The sequence below is a fragment of the Serratia sp. PGPR-27 genome, from assembly GCF_022678525.1.
Taxonomy (GTDB): Bacteria; Pseudomonadota; Gammaproteobacteria; order Enterobacterales; family Enterobacteriaceae; genus Serratia; species Serratia nematodiphila.
Genome location: NZ_JALBYS010000007.1, coordinates 1 through 15,461, shown reverse-complemented (window position 1 = coordinate 15,461; position 15,461 = coordinate 1). Strand labels below are relative to the sequence as shown.

At 61.1% G+C, this 15,461-nt stretch carries 17 protein-coding genes; 7 read left to right on the top strand and 10 right to left on the bottom strand.

What is annotated here, in order from left to right:
• Positions 1–77: 77 nt before the first annotated feature.
• A complete protein-coding gene (lsrK, locus tag MMS95_RS05715; protein ID WP_242141463.1) occupies positions 78–1,643 on the bottom strand; it encodes an autoinducer-2 kinase in 1,566 nt (521 codons plus the stop codon).
• A gap of 193 nt (positions 1,644–1,836) precedes the next feature.
• On the opposite strand from lsrK, the gene lsrG reads away from it, so the two are divergent.
• The 3 genes from lsrG to MMS95_RS05700 all read left to right on the top strand — a co-directional run bounded on the left by lsrG (position 1,837) and on the right by MMS95_RS05700 (position 3,797).
• Positions 1,837–2,130 (top strand): (4S)-4-hydroxy-5-phosphonooxypentane-2,3-dione isomerase, encoded by a 294-nt coding sequence (gene lsrG / locus MMS95_RS05710; protein ID WP_082996967.1) that lies wholly within the window; start codon positions 1,837–1,839, stop codon positions 2,128–2,130.
• 87 nt (positions 2,131–2,217) lie between these two features.
• The gene (locus MMS95_RS05705; RefSeq protein ID WP_033633812.1) at positions 2,218–3,123 is read left to right on the top strand and encodes an EamA family transporter; all 906 of its coding nucleotides are present in this window, start codon (positions 2,218–2,220) and stop codon (positions 3,121–3,123) included.
• Between the two features lie 83 nt (positions 3,124–3,206).
• Positions 3,207–3,797 carry a LysE family transporter gene (locus tag MMS95_RS05700; protein ID WP_033633811.1) on the top strand — a complete coding sequence of 197 codons (591 nt, stop codon included), beginning with the start codon at positions 3,207–3,209 and terminating at the stop codon, positions 3,795–3,797.
• On the opposite strand, the gene MMS95_RS05695 is transcribed toward MMS95_RS05700, so the two are convergent.
• Positions 3,773–4,600, bottom strand: a complete 828-nt coding sequence (locus tag MMS95_RS05695; RefSeq protein WP_033633810.1) for an AraC family transcriptional regulator — start codon at positions 4,598–4,600, stop codon at positions 3,773–3,775. The two genes, MMS95_RS05700 and MMS95_RS05695, sit on opposite strands and share 25 nt — an antisense overlap.
• Before the next feature lie 69 nt (positions 4,601–4,669).
• Between MMS95_RS05695 and MMS95_RS05690 the strand changes: the two genes are divergently transcribed.
• Entirely contained in the window at positions 4,670–4,888 is a 219-nt protein-coding gene (locus MMS95_RS05690) for a hypothetical protein (protein ID WP_033633809.1), read from the top strand.
• An 8-nt stretch (positions 4,889–4,896) separates the two neighbouring features.
• Here MMS95_RS05690 and MMS95_RS05685 read toward each other — a convergent pair whose 3' ends face one another.
• Complete coding sequence (locus MMS95_RS05685) at positions 4,897–5,745, bottom strand: PA4780 family RIO1-like protein kinase (protein WP_242141462.1); 849 nt, start codon at positions 5,743–5,745, stop codon at positions 4,897–4,899.
• A 120-nt stretch (positions 5,746–5,865) separates the two neighbouring features.
• A complete protein-coding gene (amyA, locus tag MMS95_RS05680) occupies positions 5,866–7,356 on the bottom strand; it encodes an alpha-amylase (protein ID WP_103085800.1) in 1,491 nt (496 codons plus the stop codon).
• A 500-nt stretch (positions 7,357–7,856) separates the two neighbouring features.
• On the opposite strand from amyA, the gene MMS95_RS05675 reads away from it, so the two are divergent.
• Both MMS95_RS05675 and MMS95_RS05670 read left to right on the top strand, forming a co-directional pair.
• A complete protein-coding gene (locus tag MMS95_RS05675; protein WP_033633807.1) occupies positions 7,857–8,762 on the top strand; it encodes a helix-turn-helix domain-containing GNAT family N-acetyltransferase in 906 nt (301 codons plus the stop codon).
• 84 nt (positions 8,763–8,846) lie between these two features.
• Positions 8,847–10,145, top strand: coding sequence for an SLC13 family permease (locus tag MMS95_RS05670; RefSeq protein WP_033633806.1), 1,299 nt, complete (start codon positions 8,847–8,849; stop codon positions 10,143–10,145).
• Here the strand turns inward: MMS95_RS05670 and dapF are convergent.
• From dapF to MMS95_RS05655, 3 genes are all read right to left on the bottom strand, one after another.
• Positions 10,120–10,995: a diaminopimelate epimerase gene (dapF, locus tag MMS95_RS05665; RefSeq protein ID WP_242141461.1), complete on the bottom strand. Its 876-nt coding sequence runs from the start codon at positions 10,993–10,995 to the stop codon at positions 10,120–10,122. The genes MMS95_RS05670 and dapF overlap by 26 nt on opposite strands.
• Before the next feature lie 113 nt (positions 10,996–11,108).
• Positions 11,109–11,366 carry a YdgH/BhsA/McbA-like domain containing protein gene (locus MMS95_RS05660; protein WP_004939517.1) on the bottom strand — a complete coding sequence of 86 codons (258 nt, stop codon included), beginning with the start codon at positions 11,364–11,366 and terminating at the stop codon, positions 11,109–11,111.
• Between the two features lie 193 nt (positions 11,367–11,559).
• Positions 11,560–11,817: a DUF1471 domain-containing protein gene (locus tag MMS95_RS05655; protein ID WP_166729704.1), complete on the bottom strand. Its 258-nt coding sequence runs from the start codon at positions 11,815–11,817 to the stop codon at positions 11,560–11,562.
• Positions 11,818–11,992: 175 nt separating this feature from the next.
• On the opposite strand from MMS95_RS05655, the gene MMS95_RS05650 reads away from it, so the two are divergent.
• Positions 11,993–12,637, top strand: a complete 645-nt coding sequence (locus tag MMS95_RS05650; RefSeq protein ID WP_004939509.1) for a TetR/AcrR family transcriptional regulator — start codon at positions 11,993–11,995, stop codon at positions 12,635–12,637.
• A gap of 35 nt (positions 12,638–12,672) precedes the next feature.
• Here the strand turns inward: MMS95_RS05650 and MMS95_RS05645 are convergent, their stop codons facing one another.
• From MMS95_RS05645 to MMS95_RS05635, 3 genes are read right to left on the bottom strand one after another with little or no spacing between them, the layout of a single operon-like run.
• Positions 12,673–13,491, bottom strand: a complete 819-nt coding sequence (locus MMS95_RS05645; RefSeq protein ID WP_004939506.1) for a MetQ/NlpA family ABC transporter substrate-binding protein — start codon at positions 13,489–13,491, stop codon at positions 12,673–12,675.
• Between the two features lie 19 nt (positions 13,492–13,510).
• Entirely contained in the window at positions 13,511–14,179 is a 669-nt protein-coding gene (locus MMS95_RS05640) for a methionine ABC transporter permease (protein WP_004939505.1), read from the bottom strand.
• A complete protein-coding gene (locus tag MMS95_RS05635; RefSeq protein ID WP_033633804.1) occupies positions 14,172–15,197 on the bottom strand; it encodes a methionine ABC transporter ATP-binding protein in 1,026 nt (341 codons plus the stop codon). The genes MMS95_RS05640 and MMS95_RS05635 overlap by 8 nt, the downstream gene beginning before the upstream one ends.
• Positions 15,198–15,461: the final 264 nt, after the last annotated feature.

The window sequence follows — 15,461 nt, the reverse complement described above, 5'->3', positions numbered from 1 at the left end:
GTTAAAGCGCGGCTTGCGCCGCGCCGAGGGGAAAGGAATAAAACGGCATAAGGTTATGACCGAATGCTGCGTGGCGCTTACAGCCCCGGCGCTTTCCACAGCGAGGTGGTCAGGCCGTTGTCCACCAGCGTCAACTGATCGGCGTAGACCCGCCGCCAGGTTTCTTTCTGTTCCTGATACAGCGCGTGGTGGGTCATGTCCGGCTGATGCTCGCGCTCCCAGCGCACCAGGCGCTCGCCGGTTTCGGCCAGCGATGCGTACAGCCCGGCGCCGACGCCGGCGGCGATCGCGCAGCCCAGCGCGGTGGCCTCTTTCACCACCGGCACCCGCACCGTCAGCCCGGTGACGTCGCTGAGGATCTGGCTCCACAGCTTGCCCTTGGCCCCGCCGCCGGCGAACACCAGCGAACGGGCCTGCACGCCGGAGAAGGCGGCGATCTGTTCCAGATTGCAGGCGGAGACGATGGCGGCATTCTCCTCCAGCGCGCGAAACAGCGTCTGTTTGTTGCAGCGCTCCGGGTCGATCGACATGTTGATGAACGACGGCGCCGCGTGATACCAGGTTTTGAAATGCATGGCGTCGGAGAAAATCGGCATCACGCCGTAGGCGCCCGGCGGTACTCTGGCCGCCATCTCTTCCAGCAGGCTGTAGGCGTCGACCCCCAGCCGCTCCGCCAGCAGTTTTTCTTCCGCGCAGAAGGCGTCGCGGAACCAGCGCATGGTCAGGCCGGTAAAGAAGCTGATGGATTCCGCCTGCGCCATGCCGGGAATGACGTGGGGGTTGATGCGGATGTTCATCTCCGGATCGATGGCCGGCTCCGGCAGGTTGACGATTTGCTGCCAGAAGGTGCCGCCGAGCACCGCCGTCTGCCCGGCGCGCACGATGCCGAGCCCCAGGCTGCCGAGCTGCACGTCGCCGCCGCCCATCACCACCGGGGTGCCGCGCAGCAGCCCGCTCTCCTGCGCCGCCTGTTCGGTGACGCGCCCCAGCACGCTGCCGGTCTCTTTCACCGGCGACAGTATATCGGCGCGCAGGCCGGCCATGTCGAGCAATGCCGGCCGCCAATCGCGGCTGGTCAGATCCAGCAAGCCGGTAGTGCCGGCGTTGGAAGGATCGACCGCCAGTTCGCCGCTCAGCATGTTGGCCAGCCAGTCGCTGATCATGGTCAGCGTCGCCGCCTGGCGGTAGATGTCCGGCCGATGGTGCGCCAGCCACAGCAGACGCGGCATGGCGCTCAGCGCCAGCGTCTGGCCGGAGTGCTGGTACACCTCGCGTTCGAAGCCGTGGTTGTGCAGCTCTTTCAGCTCGCTGACTTCGTGGCTGGCGCGTGCGTCGACGTTGGCGCAGGCCCAGATCGGCACGCCGTTGCGGTCGTACAGCACGATGCCTTCACGCATCGAGCAGCAGGCCACCGCGCGGATCGCCTGAGCGCTCAATCCTGCACGTTGCATCGCCTGGCGGATGCACTGGCAGGCCAACTGCCAGTTGCGGCTGAGGTCAAACTCCATCGAGCCGGGCACGCCCGGCACCGCGAGGTGTTGCCACTCCGCCTGGCCGTGCGCGATCTGGTTACCCGCCAGATCGAAGATCACCGCGCGAATGCTGCCCGTTCCTGCGTCCAGCGCCATCAAGTAGTTATCCATAGCCTATGCTCTCAGGGGGAGGAATGTTAACTATAGATGCCGCCGCCTTACCCCGCCGGGGGAGGAGTGGGCGTCGCCGACGCGATTTGTGAGCCAGGCGGCAAAATTGCCGTTGCGGCAGGGCAATCGACGGGAATAAACCTATGGTTGGAAAGCGCCATGTTACGGCGCGCCGTTTAAACAAGGAGTTGCCATGCACGTCACATTGGTTGAGATCAACGTTAAACAAGACAAAATCGACGAATTTATCGATGTTTTCCGCGCCAATCACCTGGGCGCGATCGAAGAGCCGGGCAACCTGCGCTTCGATGTGCTGCAGGATGAACAGATCCCGACGCGGTTTTACATCTACGAAGCCTATCGCGACGAGCAGGCGGTGGCGGCGCACAAGCAGACCCCGCACTACCTGCAGTGCGTGGAGAAGCTGGAAGTGCTGATGACCGGCCCGCGCAAGAAGACCACCTTTATCGGCCTGATGCCGGAATAATCGCCGGCGTTTGCCGGTGTCCATGCGCCCGGTTTGGTTGTAACCTGCAAGGCAAAGCGAATTTTCAATGGGATAAGCGGGGCGAGGATGACATTGCGCGATCGGCTGTTGGCGCTGTTGGTGGTGGTGATCTGGGGCGTGAATTTCGTCGTGATCAAGTTCGGTTTACAGGGTATGCCGCCGTTTCTGCTGGCCGGGATGCGTTTTTTGCTGGTGGCGTTGCCGGCGATCTTCTTTATCCCGCGCCCGACTATTCCGTGGAGATGGCTGCTGCTGTACGGCATGACCATGAGCTTCGCGCAGTTCGCGTTTTTGTTCGTCGCCATCAAGGTGGGCATGCCGGCGGGGCTGGCCTCGCTGGTGCTGCAGGCGCAGGTGTTCTTCACCCTGCTGTTGGGCGTTGTGCTGATGGGCGAAAAGCTGCGGATCAACCATTTCGTCGGCATCGCTATCGCCAGCGGCGGCATGCTGGTGCTGGCGCAGGCCAGCCTGCATAAGCCGGGCAGCGGCGCGGTCCCCCTGGCGGGCCTGCTGTTGACGCTGGCGGCGGCGTTTTCCTGGGCGCTGGGAAACCTGACCAACAAGAAGATCCTGGCCGGTTTCCCGCAGCGTAATATCTTATCGCTGGTGGTGTGGAGCGCGCCGATCCCGGTCGTGCCGTTCCTGGCCTGCAGCTGGCTGTTCGACGGCCCTGAGGTGGTGCTGAGCAGCCTGAGCCATGTGCAGGTTGGCACCTGGCTGGCGGTGGCCTATCTGGCGTTCGCCGCCACGCTGTTCGGTTATTCGGTGTGGGGCAGCCTGCTGGGGCGCTATGAAACCTGGCGCGTTGCGCCGCTGACGCTGCTGGTGCCGCTGGTCGGGCTGTTCGCCGCCTGGCTGCTGCTGGACGAAGCGTTGTCGCCGGCGCAGTTCGGCGGCGCATTGCTGGTGCTGGCCGGCATGGCGGTCAACACCTTCGGGCTGCCGCGCCGCCGGGCCGTCGCCGTGCGCTAAACCGAATAGGGTAATTCTGTTCAATACGCTGTCGGCGGCGGTCGGCATTCTGGCGCCTGTGAATATTTTCTCAGGTGTCCATCATGAATATCTACCTTTCCATGGCCGCGTTTGCGCTGGCGGCCTCCATCACTCCCGGCCCGGTCAACATCGTCGCATTGAGCGCCGGGGCGCAATTCGGCTTTGGCGCGACCCAGCGCCATGTGTTTGGCGCCACGCTGGGGTTTACCCTGTTGCTGGTGCTGTTGGGATTGGGCATGCACCAACTGCTGATCCTGTGGCCGGGGCTGACCCGCTTGATCCAGTGGGCCGGCGTGGCCTTTCTGCTGTTTATGGCCTATCGGCTGGCGTTTGACGATGGCAGGCTGGGCAACGGCGCGGCGCAAGCGCCTTCCTGCTGGTACGGCGCGCTGATGCAATGGCTGAATCCCAAGGCATGGCTGGCGTCGGTGGCCAGCCTCGGCGCCTTTGTCGGCGATGGCGACATGCTGTTGCTATGGCAGTTCGCCGGGCTCTACTTCGTGATTTGCTATGCCTCGGTAGCCTGCTGGGCCTATGTCGGCGCGATGCTGCGCGGCCTGTTCGGGCAGGCGCGCAACGTACAGCGCTTTAATCGCGCGATGGCGGCGTTGCTGGCGGCCAGCGCTTGCTATCTGTTGGCGGAGGGTTTTTGATACTGGCCGGGCGTGGCGGCCAACAGCTGTTTGAAGGTGCGCTGAAAGTGCGCCTGATCGGCAAAGCCGCTTTCGCTGGCGGCCGCGGCGATCGGCAGGCCGCTTTTCAATAGCCGATGGCCGTGCTGTACGCGGCGGTTGACCAGATAGGCGTGCGGCGTCATGCCGTAACGCTGGCGGAAGGCGCGGATCAGGTAAGAAGGGGAGAGCGCGGCGGCGCGGCAAATGTCGTCCAGCGTCAGCGGCCGGGTGCAGTGCGCGTCGATAAACGCCGCCGCCGTCTCCAGCCGGGTATGTGGCGGCGTCTCCGGCTGGCGGACATCGCCCAGCCCGAGCTGCAGGGCGCTGAAATACTCCACCATGGCGATCTGTTTTTCCAGCGCGCTGCACAGCGGATCCGTCAGCAGCGCATAAAGCCGGTTCAGCCCGTGGAACAGCGCCGGATCGCGGCTGAGCGGCTGGCTGAACGGAACAAAACGGTCGCCCTCGCCGCCGAGCAGCTCCTGCTGCAGCGCGCCGAGCCAGGCGAGATCGAGATAGAACATGACGTACGACCAACGGCGATCGGCGATGGGGTTGCAGGCGTGTGCCTGCTGCGGGTTGATGACAACCAGATCGCCGGCGCTGACCTGCATGCGTCGTTCGCCGTTGACATAGGTGCTGACGCCGCCGGTGATGGCGCCGATGGAAAAGAATTCGTGGCTGTGCAGGCTGTAGCACACCTGGCGGCCATCCGCGATGGCGCGGGCTTCGACGAACGGCAACTGCGGATCGCGCCAGAACTGCGGCGTTTTTTCACTCATACGCTTTCCTTTTCACTGCGGCGGCATCACAGTGTTATAGCCTGAAAGCGACGAGTGGGGGAATGGCGGATGATGATTTTTAACGTGTTCGGCCGTCTGCTGGGCGTGAAGCGCATCGGGGGCGAATGGCGGCTGTTCCGCGTGACGCTGCCGGAGCGCAAATATGCTCCCAGCTACGATATCGTGCTGCCGGCGGATCTGCGCGAAGAGGAGATCGCCGGCTATCTGGGGGATATTTATCACGAGGCCGCGACGCCGCAGCGGCCGGAGGTGTTTCGCGTCGAATAGCGCGGCCGTTACTCTTCCGTATTGCGCGCCATGAGGCGGCGCTGGTGTTCCTCGCTGGCGGCCTGGATTTCTTCCAGCACCGAGCCGACGTCGGCGCGCTTCTGGATTTCGTTGAATCGGCCGCTGAGGGCGCTGTCCGGCGTCAGGTTGCCTTCCTGATACAGCGCCCAAATCTCTTTGGCGTATTGGCTGTCGCGCAGTTCCGGCGCGAACTGGCCGTAATATTCGGCCAGATTGCCGATATCGCGCTCGAACATGCTTTTGGCGTGGTTGTTGGCGGCGGCGTCCACCACCTGCGGCAGATCGATGATCACCGGTCCGTCTTTATCCATCAGCACGTTGAATTCCGACAGGTCGCCGTGCACCAGCCCGGCGCACAGCATGCGCACCGCGTAGTTCATCATCAGGGCGTGATCGGCGCGCGCCTGTTCCGGCGTCAGGATGACATCGCTCAGGCGCGGCGCCACCAGGCCTTCTTCGTCGGTGATCAGCTCCATCAGCAGCACGCCGTCCAGGCAGATATCCGGCTGCGGCACTCGCACCCCGGCCTTGGCCAGCAGATACAGCGCGTCCACTTCGGTGTTTTGCCAGGCTTCTTCCTGCTGCTGGCGGCCGAATTTGGAGCCTTTGCTCATGGCGCGCGCGTCGCGGCTGTTGCGCACCTTGCGCCCTTCCTGATAGTGGACGGCCTGCTTGAAGTTGCGCTTCTCGACCTCTTTGTACACTTTGGCGCAGCGGATCTCATCGCCGCAGCGCACGATAAACACGTCGGCTTCTTTGCCGCTTTTCAACCGGCGGATGACGTCGTCGATTAACCCGTCATCCACCAGCGGCTGGAGTCGTTTTGGAATTTTCATGCAGCCTTGTACCCTATTTAGGCTCCGGTGTGAATGGCTTGCGCAGTTGATAGCGTAAGTTAGACCCGAAAGGCAAACATTAGTTTTGCCGCCGCGTCATCATTACGCGGCGGCGGGCGCTCAGAGGCTGGCGGCCGGCACCCAGACGCTGACGCTGCCGGCGTTAACCGGGAAATGGGCGCTGCCCTGGTCGTCGGCGGTGATTTCCTCTGGGCGGTTGCCGAGGAAATCGCGCCAGGCGGTGTGCGCGAGATCGGCGCCGAGCGTAACCGTCTTGCCGCTCTCGCCGCCGTTGGTCAGCACCACCACGCAGCCGGGAGCCTCGGCAGTGCCGGCGCGGCTGAAGGCCACGCAGTGGCTGTCGTCGAAGTAGTCGGTTTGCGGGCCGTTGGCGAAGCGCTGGCGGGCGGCAATCAGCTTCTCCAGTTCCGGGATCGCCGGCATGTCGATCTGGTATTCGCCGCCGTCGCGCCCCTTGTCGCGGTAGCTGGCGCCATACAGGTCGGGGTAAAACACGCAGGGCACGCCCTGTTCGCGCAGCAGGATCAGCGCGTAGGCCAGCGGTTTGAACCAGGGTTCCACCGGCGCTTCCAGCGATTGCAGCGGCTGGGTATCGTGGTTGGCGACCAGCGTCACCGCGTGGGCCGGATCGGCGGCGGTCAGGGTATCGGTGAAGATCTGCGCCATGTCGAAGCCGTCGCCCTGCTTCGACGCCTGATGAAACTTCAGGTGCAGCGCCACGTCGAACAGCATCACCTTGCCGTCCACCAACTCGATGTATTGTTGCAGCGCGCCGAGATCGTGCGACCAGTATTCAGCAACGATAAACAGGTCGCGTTGCGCGCTGCCGCGCACGTGATCCGCCCACTCTTTGAAGAACCAGGCGGGAATGTGTTTGGCGGCGTCCAGGCGGAAGCCGTCGCACGGCAAGGTTTCCAACAGCCAGCGCGCCCAGTATTTGAGTTCCTCCGTCACGGCGGCGTTGCGGAACTCCACGTCGGCACCCATCAGATAGTCGTAGTTGCCTTTCTCGTCGTCGACCTGATCGTTCCAACCGTCGTCGCCATAGTCGTTGGCGATTTTGAACACCCCTTTGTCGTCCGGCTGCTCAACATAGTCGACGCCGCTGAAGCATTTGTAATCCCAGATAAATTCGGAATGCACGCCCTGGCGGCCGGGGAAGGTGAAGCGGGTGTAGGCCAGCGCGTCGAAGCCCTGATCGTCGATGTCGTTGCGGTTGTTGGCGTCCACCTTGAACACGTGCACCCGTTCTTTCTCGTCCGCGCCGAGCTTGTGGTTGAACACCACATCGTAAAGCACGCCCACGCCGTGTTCGCGCAGCGTATTGGCGGCGTGTTCCAGCGCCGCCTTGTCGCCGTATTTGGTCGCCACGCTGCCTTTCTGGTCAAACTCGCCCAGATCGAACAGATCGTAAGTATCGTAGCCGACGGAGTAGCCGCCGGAAGCGCCCTTGCAGGCGGGCGGCAGCCACAGATCGGTGATGCCCAGTTCGGCCAGGTGCGGGGCGCGCTCGGCGGCCTCCTGCCACAGTTTGCCGCCGTCGGGGTAGTACCAGTGGAAGAATTGCAGCAGGGTGGTTTTTTTCGTCATGAGCCAGCGTCCCGGTTAGCCAGAAGGAGAGAAGCAGTTAAAGCATGGGCTACTTTTGGCAAAAGGGACAATGGCGCAGGGAAGCGCGCGAAGGCAGGCGTAAATATGTAACCGACGTTGACGAGGTAGCGCTTGAGTTGTTGCTATCAAGTTTTTACGTTTTAAATATTATCTTTTAAATTTCAAATAGATATTTGTTTTATTTTTTGTTTTACCCACTTTTGCCGTTTTTATGCTCACTTTTATTGGGTTTTTATTTCAGCCTTAAATCTTAATATGATTTTTAATTTTATTAATTTGTTTTTAGTTAGATTTAAATGCTGTTTAATGAAATATTTTGACATATTAAGGTGCCGGATTGGTTATTCATTCGCAATTGTTTATGCGTTATCGTTATGTTTAAAATTAGATAACACTATCAACCAATAACCCATCCAACGTAGCCTGAAGGTGGGAGAACAGGGGAGCATAACGCCGTGAACATCAGGGATTTCAGAGCATTGGCGCGCAGTTTGGTCAGAGAATTCGGCATGTTGAACAAGCAGAGCAACGGCTCGCGCTTTTCGCCGCTGCAGATCCATCTGATGATCGAAGTCAGCGAGCAGCCGCTGGGCGTCACTGAACTGGCGGCCCGGCTTTGCATCGACAAGGCCAGCGCCAGCCGGGCGCTGCGCAGCCTGGTGGCCGCCGGCGTGATAGAAACGGTGGATCATCCTGATGACAAGCGGCACAACCTGCATCGGCTGAGTAAGCAGGGCGGCAAGACGCTGGCCGGCATCGAGAGCGACGCCGACGGTTTTATGCAGGCGGCGCTGGCGCAGTTGGACGACGATGAGCTGGCGAGCACCACCGCGGCGATGAAAAAGATGACCGCGGCGCTGCGCAGCGCGCGCAAACAGCGCGACGCCAATCTGCGGGTGCGGCCGATCGCCGAGCGCGACGATGCGGCGATGGCGGCGATCATTCGCGACGTGTTTCGCGAGTACGGCATGGACAAAATGGAAGGGGTCAGTCTGCACGATCCGGATCTCGATCGGCTGACCGGTCTGTATCGCGACAACGGCGGCCACTACTGGGTGCTGGAGCGGGACGGACAGGTGGTGGGGGGCGTCGGCATGGCGCCGCTGGCCGGCGAAGAGCCCGGCTATTGCGAGCTGCAAAAACTGTTTTTCAAACCCGGCGCGCGCGGGCTGGGCATGGCGCGCCATATGGTGGTGCAGGCGCTGAAGGCGGCGCGGGCGGCAGGGTATCGCTACTGCTACCTGGAAACCACCGAACAGTTGAAAGAGGCGATCGGGTTGTACTATGCGCTGGGGTTCACGCTGTTGACGGAACGGCGCGGCAATACCGGCCACCACGGCTGCAACGTATGCATGCTGAAAAATCTCCAGAGCGACGATATGTGAGCGGTTTCAAGGTTAGCGCCCGCGCCTTGTGTCACCCTGTTAACCGTTTGATAACAATCACAACGTTTTATCAGGGAGGAAACTATGTTGGGGGATCCGATGGCGCTGCCCGCGCTGGTCACGCTGGTGGTCATCGCGCTATGGGCCAGCGCCCGCTTGCCGGAGTATGTGGTCGCGCTGCTATTCTTTACGGCGGTGATGGTCTTGCAGCTGGCGCCCGCCGCGGTGACCTTTTCCGGTTTCGCGTCTTCCGCATTCTGGCTGGTGCTCAGCGGTTTCGTGCTGGGCTCCGCCATCCGCAGCACCGGTTTGGCGGATCGCCTGGCCAACCGACTCTTGCCGCATCTGGCCGGTTCCTGGCCCCGGCTGGTGGGCGGCGTGGTGGCGATAAGCTACGCGCTGGCGTTTGTCATGCCTTCCAATATGGGGCGGATTACGCTGCTGATGCCGATCGTTATGGCGTTGGCCGAGCGCGCCGGCCTGGCGGAAGGCTCGCGCGGCCGCATCGGTTTGGCGCTGGCGGTGGGGTTCGGCACCTTCCAGCTCTCCGCCAGCATCCTGCCGGCCAACGTACCCAATCTGGTGATGAGCGGCGCGGCGGAAAGCGCCTATGGCAGCCACTTCGCTTATCTTTCTTACCTGCTGCTGCACGCCCCGGTACTCGGGGTAGCCAAAGGCGCGCTGCTGACGCTGTGCATCTGCGGCCTGTTCCGTGCGCGGCCGCAGCCGGTGGCGGCCGAGGCGGCGCAAACCCCGCTCAGCGCCGCCGAATGGCGGCTGATCGCGCTGTTGGGCGCCACGGTGCTGTTGTGGATGACCGACAGCTGGCACGGCATCGCTCCCGCCTGGATAGGGTTGGCGGCAGCCTGCTTCTGCCTGCTGCCGCGCATCGGTTTTCTCAACGGCGAGCAGTTCGCCGCCGGGGTTAACGTGCGCACCTGTATCTACGTGGCGGGGATCCTGGGGCTGACCGCATTGGTCAGCCACTCGGGGCTCGGCGATCGGTTGGGCGGCGCGCTGCTGGCGATGATGCCGGATCTGCACGGCAAGCCGTTCGCTGCGTTCGGTTCTCTGGTGGGGATCACCGCGCTGTTGAATTTCGTGGTGACCGCCAACGGCGTGCCGGCGCTGTTTACCCCGCTGGCGCAGGCGTTGTCCGCAGGCAGCGGCTTGCCGCTGCTGACGGTGCTGATGACCCAGGTGATCGGTTACGCCACGCCGCTGCTGCCGTATCAGGCTTCGCCGATCGTGGTGGCGATGGGGATGGGCAAAGTGCCGGCGCGTGAAGGGTTGAAGCTGTGTCTGCTGTTGGCCGCGCTCAGCTTCGCACTGCTGGTGCCGTTGGACTATCTGTGGTTCAGGCTGCTGGGGTGGATCCCGTAAACAGCCCTGCGCCGCCGGCGAAACAATCTTCGTCCAGCGTCAGAGTGGCGATTTTATGCACCGGTCCGCGCATGCTGACCTGAAAATCGCCGCTGAAGGCGATCTGCTGCTCGCCGCCCGGCATCCGCACGCTAACCCGATCGCCGACTCGTCCCAACTTGCGCATCACGCTGGCGGCGGCGCAGCTGCTGCTGCCGGAGGCGAGGGTAAAACCGGCGCCGCGCTCCCAGATGCCGATGCGCAGCGTCTGGCGATCGACCACTTCCACCAGTTGTACATTGGTGCGTTTCGGGAACAGCGGATGGCGTTCAATCTGCGGTCCGAGCCGATGCACCTGCGCCAGATCCAGTTTTTCCACCGGCACCACGCAGTACGGGTTGCCCATCGACACCAGCGAAACGCTTAACGTCTCCTCCCTCAGGGGCAGCGGATAGTTCAGCGCCTCCGGCAGATCGATCAACGCCGGCAGCGCCGCCGGGCTGAAATTGGCGCGCCCCATTTCCACCGTTATCTGATGCGCGTCTTGCGCCACCTGGCAGCGCACGTCGCCGCCGGCGGTGTGCACCAAAAACGGTTGATGGCCCACGCGGCCGCTGTCAAACAGATAGCGCGCGTAGATGCGCAGGCCGTTGCCGCTCTTCTCCGCTTCGGAACCGTCCGGGTTGATGATGCGCAGGGTGGGATTGACGGCGTCGCCGCTGTCGATCAGCAGGCCGTCGGAACCGATGCCGTAATGCGGGTGGCACAGCAGACGGATCTGTTCATGGCTCAGCCGATCGGCGACCGAACGGTGGCATACCAGGTAGTCGTTGCCCAGACCGTGATATTTGTGGAACAGCAGGGGAGTCATGGCGTTGCTCGGCTCAGCGGAAAAAGGTCGCTACAGCTTACAACAGAACGTTGGCGTTAAAGCAAACAAAAGGCGGCCTGAGCCGCCCTTTTGCACGATTGCCGATCCGGCCATTAATTGTAGATGATCGCGGTGCCGTGCAGTTTATTGTCACCGGTGGTGGCGATGATCTGGAAGGATTTTGCGCCCGCCGCATCGGCTTTGGCCGCCAGTTTGTTTTCCAGGCTGCTCAGGTCGGACGCGCCGCTGACGGTGACGACGCCGGCTTTTTGCAGGTCGGCGGGTTGTGCGTTAACCAGTTCGGCGGCGAAGCTGCCGAAGGAGACGGAAGCCAGTGCGATGGCGGCGATGGTCATTTTCAGGTTTTTCATGGTCTTATTTCCTATCTTTGTTCTTTACGATGTTTGTTTTGTAAGGTCGTTAAATTAATTAACGATCGATAATTTAATGTTAGATGCCGGTTTGACGGATTGCAAGTATTTTTTTAATGCTCGTTAATTAATTTTTTTTGACGCCCTGGCGTCGGGAGCACAACTTATCGCGATCCGCTGGTTTAATTCATTGTTATTGATAGATTTCTGCGGTGCCGTGCAGCTGGTTGTTACCGCCGGCGCCGATGATACGGAAGGATTTTGCACCGGCCTGATCGGCTTTGGCGGCCAGGCTGCTTTCCAGCGAGGTCAGATCGGATGCGCCGCTGACGGTGATGACGCCCACTTTCTGCTGGTCAGCCGGTTGGTTCTGGACCAAATCAGCGGCGAAGCTGCCGAAGGAAATGCTGGCCAGAGTGAGGGTTGCTAAGGTTAATTTTAAGTTTTTCATAATGTTAATTCCTTTCCGATAACGGTGAATAGAGGGGTTTAATCCGCTTCGCTAAATTATCTTAACGATCGATAACTAAATGCTAATCGGTTCTCGACGAGGGCGCAATATTTTTTTATAATGATCGTTAAGTTATTTGTGCTAACCCTGCTGTGGAGCGGGACAGGAGAGAATGATGAGCATCAATGAAGAGGTCTGCGGCAAAAAGAGCCGTGGCAGGCCGAAACAATTTGATCGCGACCGGGCGCTGGAAAGCGCGCTCGATCTGTTCTGGCGGCACGGCTATGAAGCCACCTCGCTGGCCGATCTGGTGGAAGTGACCGGCGCCAAAGCGCCGACGCTGTATGCGGAATTCGGCAACAAGGAAGGGATGTTCCGCGCGGCGGTGGAACGCTATCTGCAAAAATACACCACCTGCACCAACCAACTGTTGGAACAGGCGTTGCCGGTAGCCGAGATCGTCGAGGCCTACGTGCGTTCTTCCGTCGAAGTGTTTACCGATCCCGATACGCCGTCAGGTTGTTTTATGGTGTGCGCCTCGGCCGCGCTGTCGTCCGCGTCCGACGACGTCGCCCAGATGCTGCGCAAAAAACATCATGCCCAGGAAGCGGCGCTGAAAGCCTGTTTCGATCGCAAGGTGCAGCAGGGTGAACTGCTGGCGAAGACCGACACCGCGCTGCTGGCGAAATACGTCATTTGCACCATTGAAGGCATGTCGGTGCAGGCGCGCGAAGGGGCAAGCCGCAGCGATCTGCTGCGGTTGCTGGAGGCGTTGATGCTGGTGTGGCCGCGGCTCAGCCAGATTGGCAATAAGGTGTGACAACCGGCCCGGCTTTTACCGGGCCGTTTAACCCATTACTGATTGACCGGGATCACCGCGCCCTGGTACTTCTCGCGGATAAAGTCCTGAATCGGTTTAGAGTGCAGCACTTTGACCAGCGCCACGATCTCCGGCTTGTTCACGTCGGCTTTGTGCACGGTGATGATGTTGGCGTACGGGTTGTTTTCGCCGCTTTCGACCGCGATCGGATCCTTGGTCGGATTCAGCCCGGCGTCGATGGCGTAGTTGGCGTTGATCACCACCGCGTCGCCTTCGTTGTTGTTATACATCTGTGGCAGCAGCGCGCCCTCAACGTTGGCCTGGAACTTCAGGTGTTTCGGGTTTTCCACCACGTCGGTGATGCGCGCGTCCACTTTGCTCACCCCCGGCTTCAGCTTGATCACGCCTTCCCGTTCAAAAATAGACAGGATGCGGCCTTCTTCCGCCACCGCGTCGCGCATGATGATTTTGCCGTTTTCCGGCAGATCTTTCAGGCTCTTGTACTTCTTCGAGTAGATACCGATAGGCTCAATATGGATCGCGCCGGCGCTGACGAAGTCGTAGCTCTTGTCGTCGGCGTGGTCTTTCAGCACCGAGTTCAGGTAAGGCACGTGCTGGAAATAGTTGGCGTCAATGTCATGGCTGGCCAGCGCAGTGTTCGGCAGGATGTAGTCCTGGAAGCGCTTGATCTGCAGATCGATGCCTTCTTTTGCCAGTATCGGTTTAGCCTGTTCGAGGATCTCGGCGTGCGGCACGTTGGAGGCGCCGACCACCAGCTTGGTCGCCGCGGCGGCGCCAAAAGAAGCCAGAGTGGCGACGGAGGCGAAAGCCAACATCAGTAGGTGCTTTTTCATCATCGTTTTCCTTGGTTAATTAACGTTTATCGAGCGTTCTTGTCAGGGTGTCGCCAATGAACTGAATGACGAAAACGATCAGCAGGATCGTCAGCGTCGCCACCAGCGTCACGTCACTGTGGTTGCGTTGGAAGCCTTCCAGATAGGCCAGGTTGCCCAGGCCGCCGGCGCCGATCACCCCGGCCATCGCGGTGTAGCTCACCAGCGCGATCAGGGTGACGGTGATGCCGGAAACCAGCGCCGGCGAGCTTTCCGGCAGCAATACGCGGAAAATCAGGGTGCGGTTTTTGGCGCCCATCGAGCGCGCCGCTTCGATCACTCCTTTGTCGACCTCGCGCAGCGCGATCTCCACCAGCCGGGCATAGAACGGCGCCGCGCCGACGATCAGCGCCGGCAGGGCCGCATCCGCGCCGAGAATGGTGCCGATAAGCGACTTGGTGAACGGGATCAGCAGCACGATCAGAATGATGAACGGAATGGAGCGGAAGACGTTGACCAACACGGAGATCAGCGAGTAGACCGCCCGGTTCTGCAACAGCTGGCCCTTCGAGGTTAAAAACAGCAGCACGCCGAGCACGATGCCCAGCACCAGCGTGGCCAAACCGGCGATGCCGGTCATGTACAGCGTTTCCCAGGTGGCGTCCCACAGTTGGTCCAGACGCAGGTGGGGGAACAGGGATTCAATCATGTTGGATAACCTCGACGGCGATGTCTCTTTCGTTCAGCAACTTGAGCATGTCGGCGACTTGTTGTTCGTTGCCTTCGGCGTGGATGTACAGTTCGCCGAACGAACCGTTGAGGGTGTGGCTGATCTTGCCGTGCAGAATGTTGACGGTCAGGGCGTAGCGCCGGATCACTTCAGAAATCACCGCCTGATGGGTTTGCACGCCGACGAAGGTCAACTTGAAAATCGCCCCCGGCAGGTGGGCGGTGAGCTGCGGGTTGAAGCTCTCTTCGGTGTCCGCATACTGCGACACCTGTTTGACGAACTGCCGGGTGATCGGCTGCTGCGGCCGGGTGAACACGTCGAGCACCGGGCCTTCTTCGACGATGCGGCCGTTTTCCATCACCGCCACGCGGTGGCAGATTTTGCGCACCACGTGCATCTCGTGGGTGATCAGCACGATGGTCAATTTCAGCTGACGGTTGATGTCCAACAGCAGGTCGAGAATGGCGTCGGTGGTCTGCGGATCGAGCGCCGAGGTGGCCTCGTCGCACAGCAGCACGCTCGGGTTATTGGCCAGCGCGCGGGCGATGCCGACGCGCTGCTTTTGGCCGCCGCTGAGCTGCGACGGGTAGGCGTTTTCGCGCCCCTGCAGGCCGACCAGCGCGATCAGTTCCGCCACGCGCGGCGCAATCTGCGCCTTGGGCACGCCGGCGATCTGCATGGAAAACGCGATGTTCTGGCTGACGGTGCGCGACCACAGCAGATTGAAGTGCTGAAACACCATGCTGATTTTCAGCCGTGCCTGGCGCAGATGGCTGCCTTTGGCGCGGGCGATATCGAAGCCGCCGACGTCGATGCGGCCGCTGGTGGGCGTTTCCAGGCCGTTGAGCAGGCGGATGAGGGTGCTTTTGCCGGCGCCGCTGTAGCCGATGATGCCGTAAATTTGCCCGGCCTCTACCGCCAGGCTGACGTTGTCTACCGCTACGACGCGGCCCTGTGTGCTGTCAAAAGTTTTGCAAACGTTCGAAAGAACGATCATAGCGAAGCGGATCCTTATCGATACATCACAGCATTCCGTCCAGAGCGCGGTGCGCCGGACAGAGATCGTTCGGCTTTTCGGCTGACGGAACCTCTGTTGCGGGTGAATACCGAGCAATCCTACCGAGGGTTGATAGTGACAGGAAGAATGTAAAATCTATTACTTATTCTGATTTGATATATAAGGCGGCGGGGGAGGCGGGGGAAGAAAACCGGCCGCAGGGCGGCCGGCGAGATTGATGACAAACCTTATACCCTTGCCGGG

Coding starts and splice junctions, on each gene's coding strand:
- lsrK (WP_242141463.1), bottom strand. CDS start 1,643: ATGGATAACTACTTGATGGCGCTGGACGCAGGAACGGGCAGCATTCGC.
- lsrG (WP_082996967.1), top strand. CDS start 1,837: ATGCACGTCACATTGGTTGAGATCAACGTTAAACAAGACAAAATCGAC.
- MMS95_RS05705 (WP_033633812.1), top strand. CDS start 2,218: ATGACATTGCGCGATCGGCTGTTGGCGCTGTTGGTGGTGGTGATCTGG.
- MMS95_RS05700 (WP_033633811.1), top strand. CDS start 3,207: ATGAATATCTACCTTTCCATGGCCGCGTTTGCGCTGGCGGCCTCCATC.
- MMS95_RS05695 (WP_033633810.1), bottom strand. CDS start 4,600: ATGAGTGAAAAAACGCCGCAGTTCTGGCGCGATCCGCAGTTGCCGTTC.
- MMS95_RS05690 (WP_033633809.1), top strand. CDS start 4,670: ATGATGATTTTTAACGTGTTCGGCCGTCTGCTGGGCGTGAAGCGCATC.
- MMS95_RS05685 (WP_242141462.1), bottom strand. CDS start 5,745: ATGAAAATTCCAAAACGACTCCAGCCGCTGGTGGATGACGGGTTAATC.
- amyA (WP_103085800.1), bottom strand. CDS start 7,356: ATGACGAAAAAAACCACCCTGCTGCAATTCTTCCACTGGTACTACCCC.
- MMS95_RS05670 (WP_033633806.1), top strand. CDS start 8,847: ATGTTGGGGGATCCGATGGCGCTGCCCGCGCTGGTCACGCTGGTGGTC.
- dapF (WP_242141461.1), bottom strand. CDS start 10,995: ATGACTCCCCTGCTGTTCCACAAATATCACGGTCTGGGCAACGACTAC.
- MMS95_RS05660 (WP_004939517.1), bottom strand. CDS start 11,366: ATGAAAAACCTGAAAATGACCATCGCCGCCATCGCACTGGCTTCCGTC.
- MMS95_RS05655 (WP_166729704.1), bottom strand. CDS start 11,817: ATGAAAAACTTAAAATTAACCTTAGCAACCCTCACTCTGGCCAGCATT.
- MMS95_RS05650 (WP_004939509.1), top strand. CDS start 11,993: ATGAGCATCAATGAAGAGGTCTGCGGCAAAAAGAGCCGTGGCAGGCCG.
- MMS95_RS05645 (WP_004939506.1), bottom strand. CDS start 13,491: ATGAAAAAGCACCTACTGATGTTGGCTTTCGCCTCCGTCGCCACTCTG.
- MMS95_RS05640 (WP_004939505.1), bottom strand. CDS start 14,179: ATGATTGAATCCCTGTTCCCCCACCTGCGTCTGGACCAACTGTGGGAC.
- MMS95_RS05635 (WP_033633804.1), bottom strand. CDS start 15,197: ATGATCGTTCTTTCGAACGTTTGCAAAACTTTTGACAGCACACAGGGC.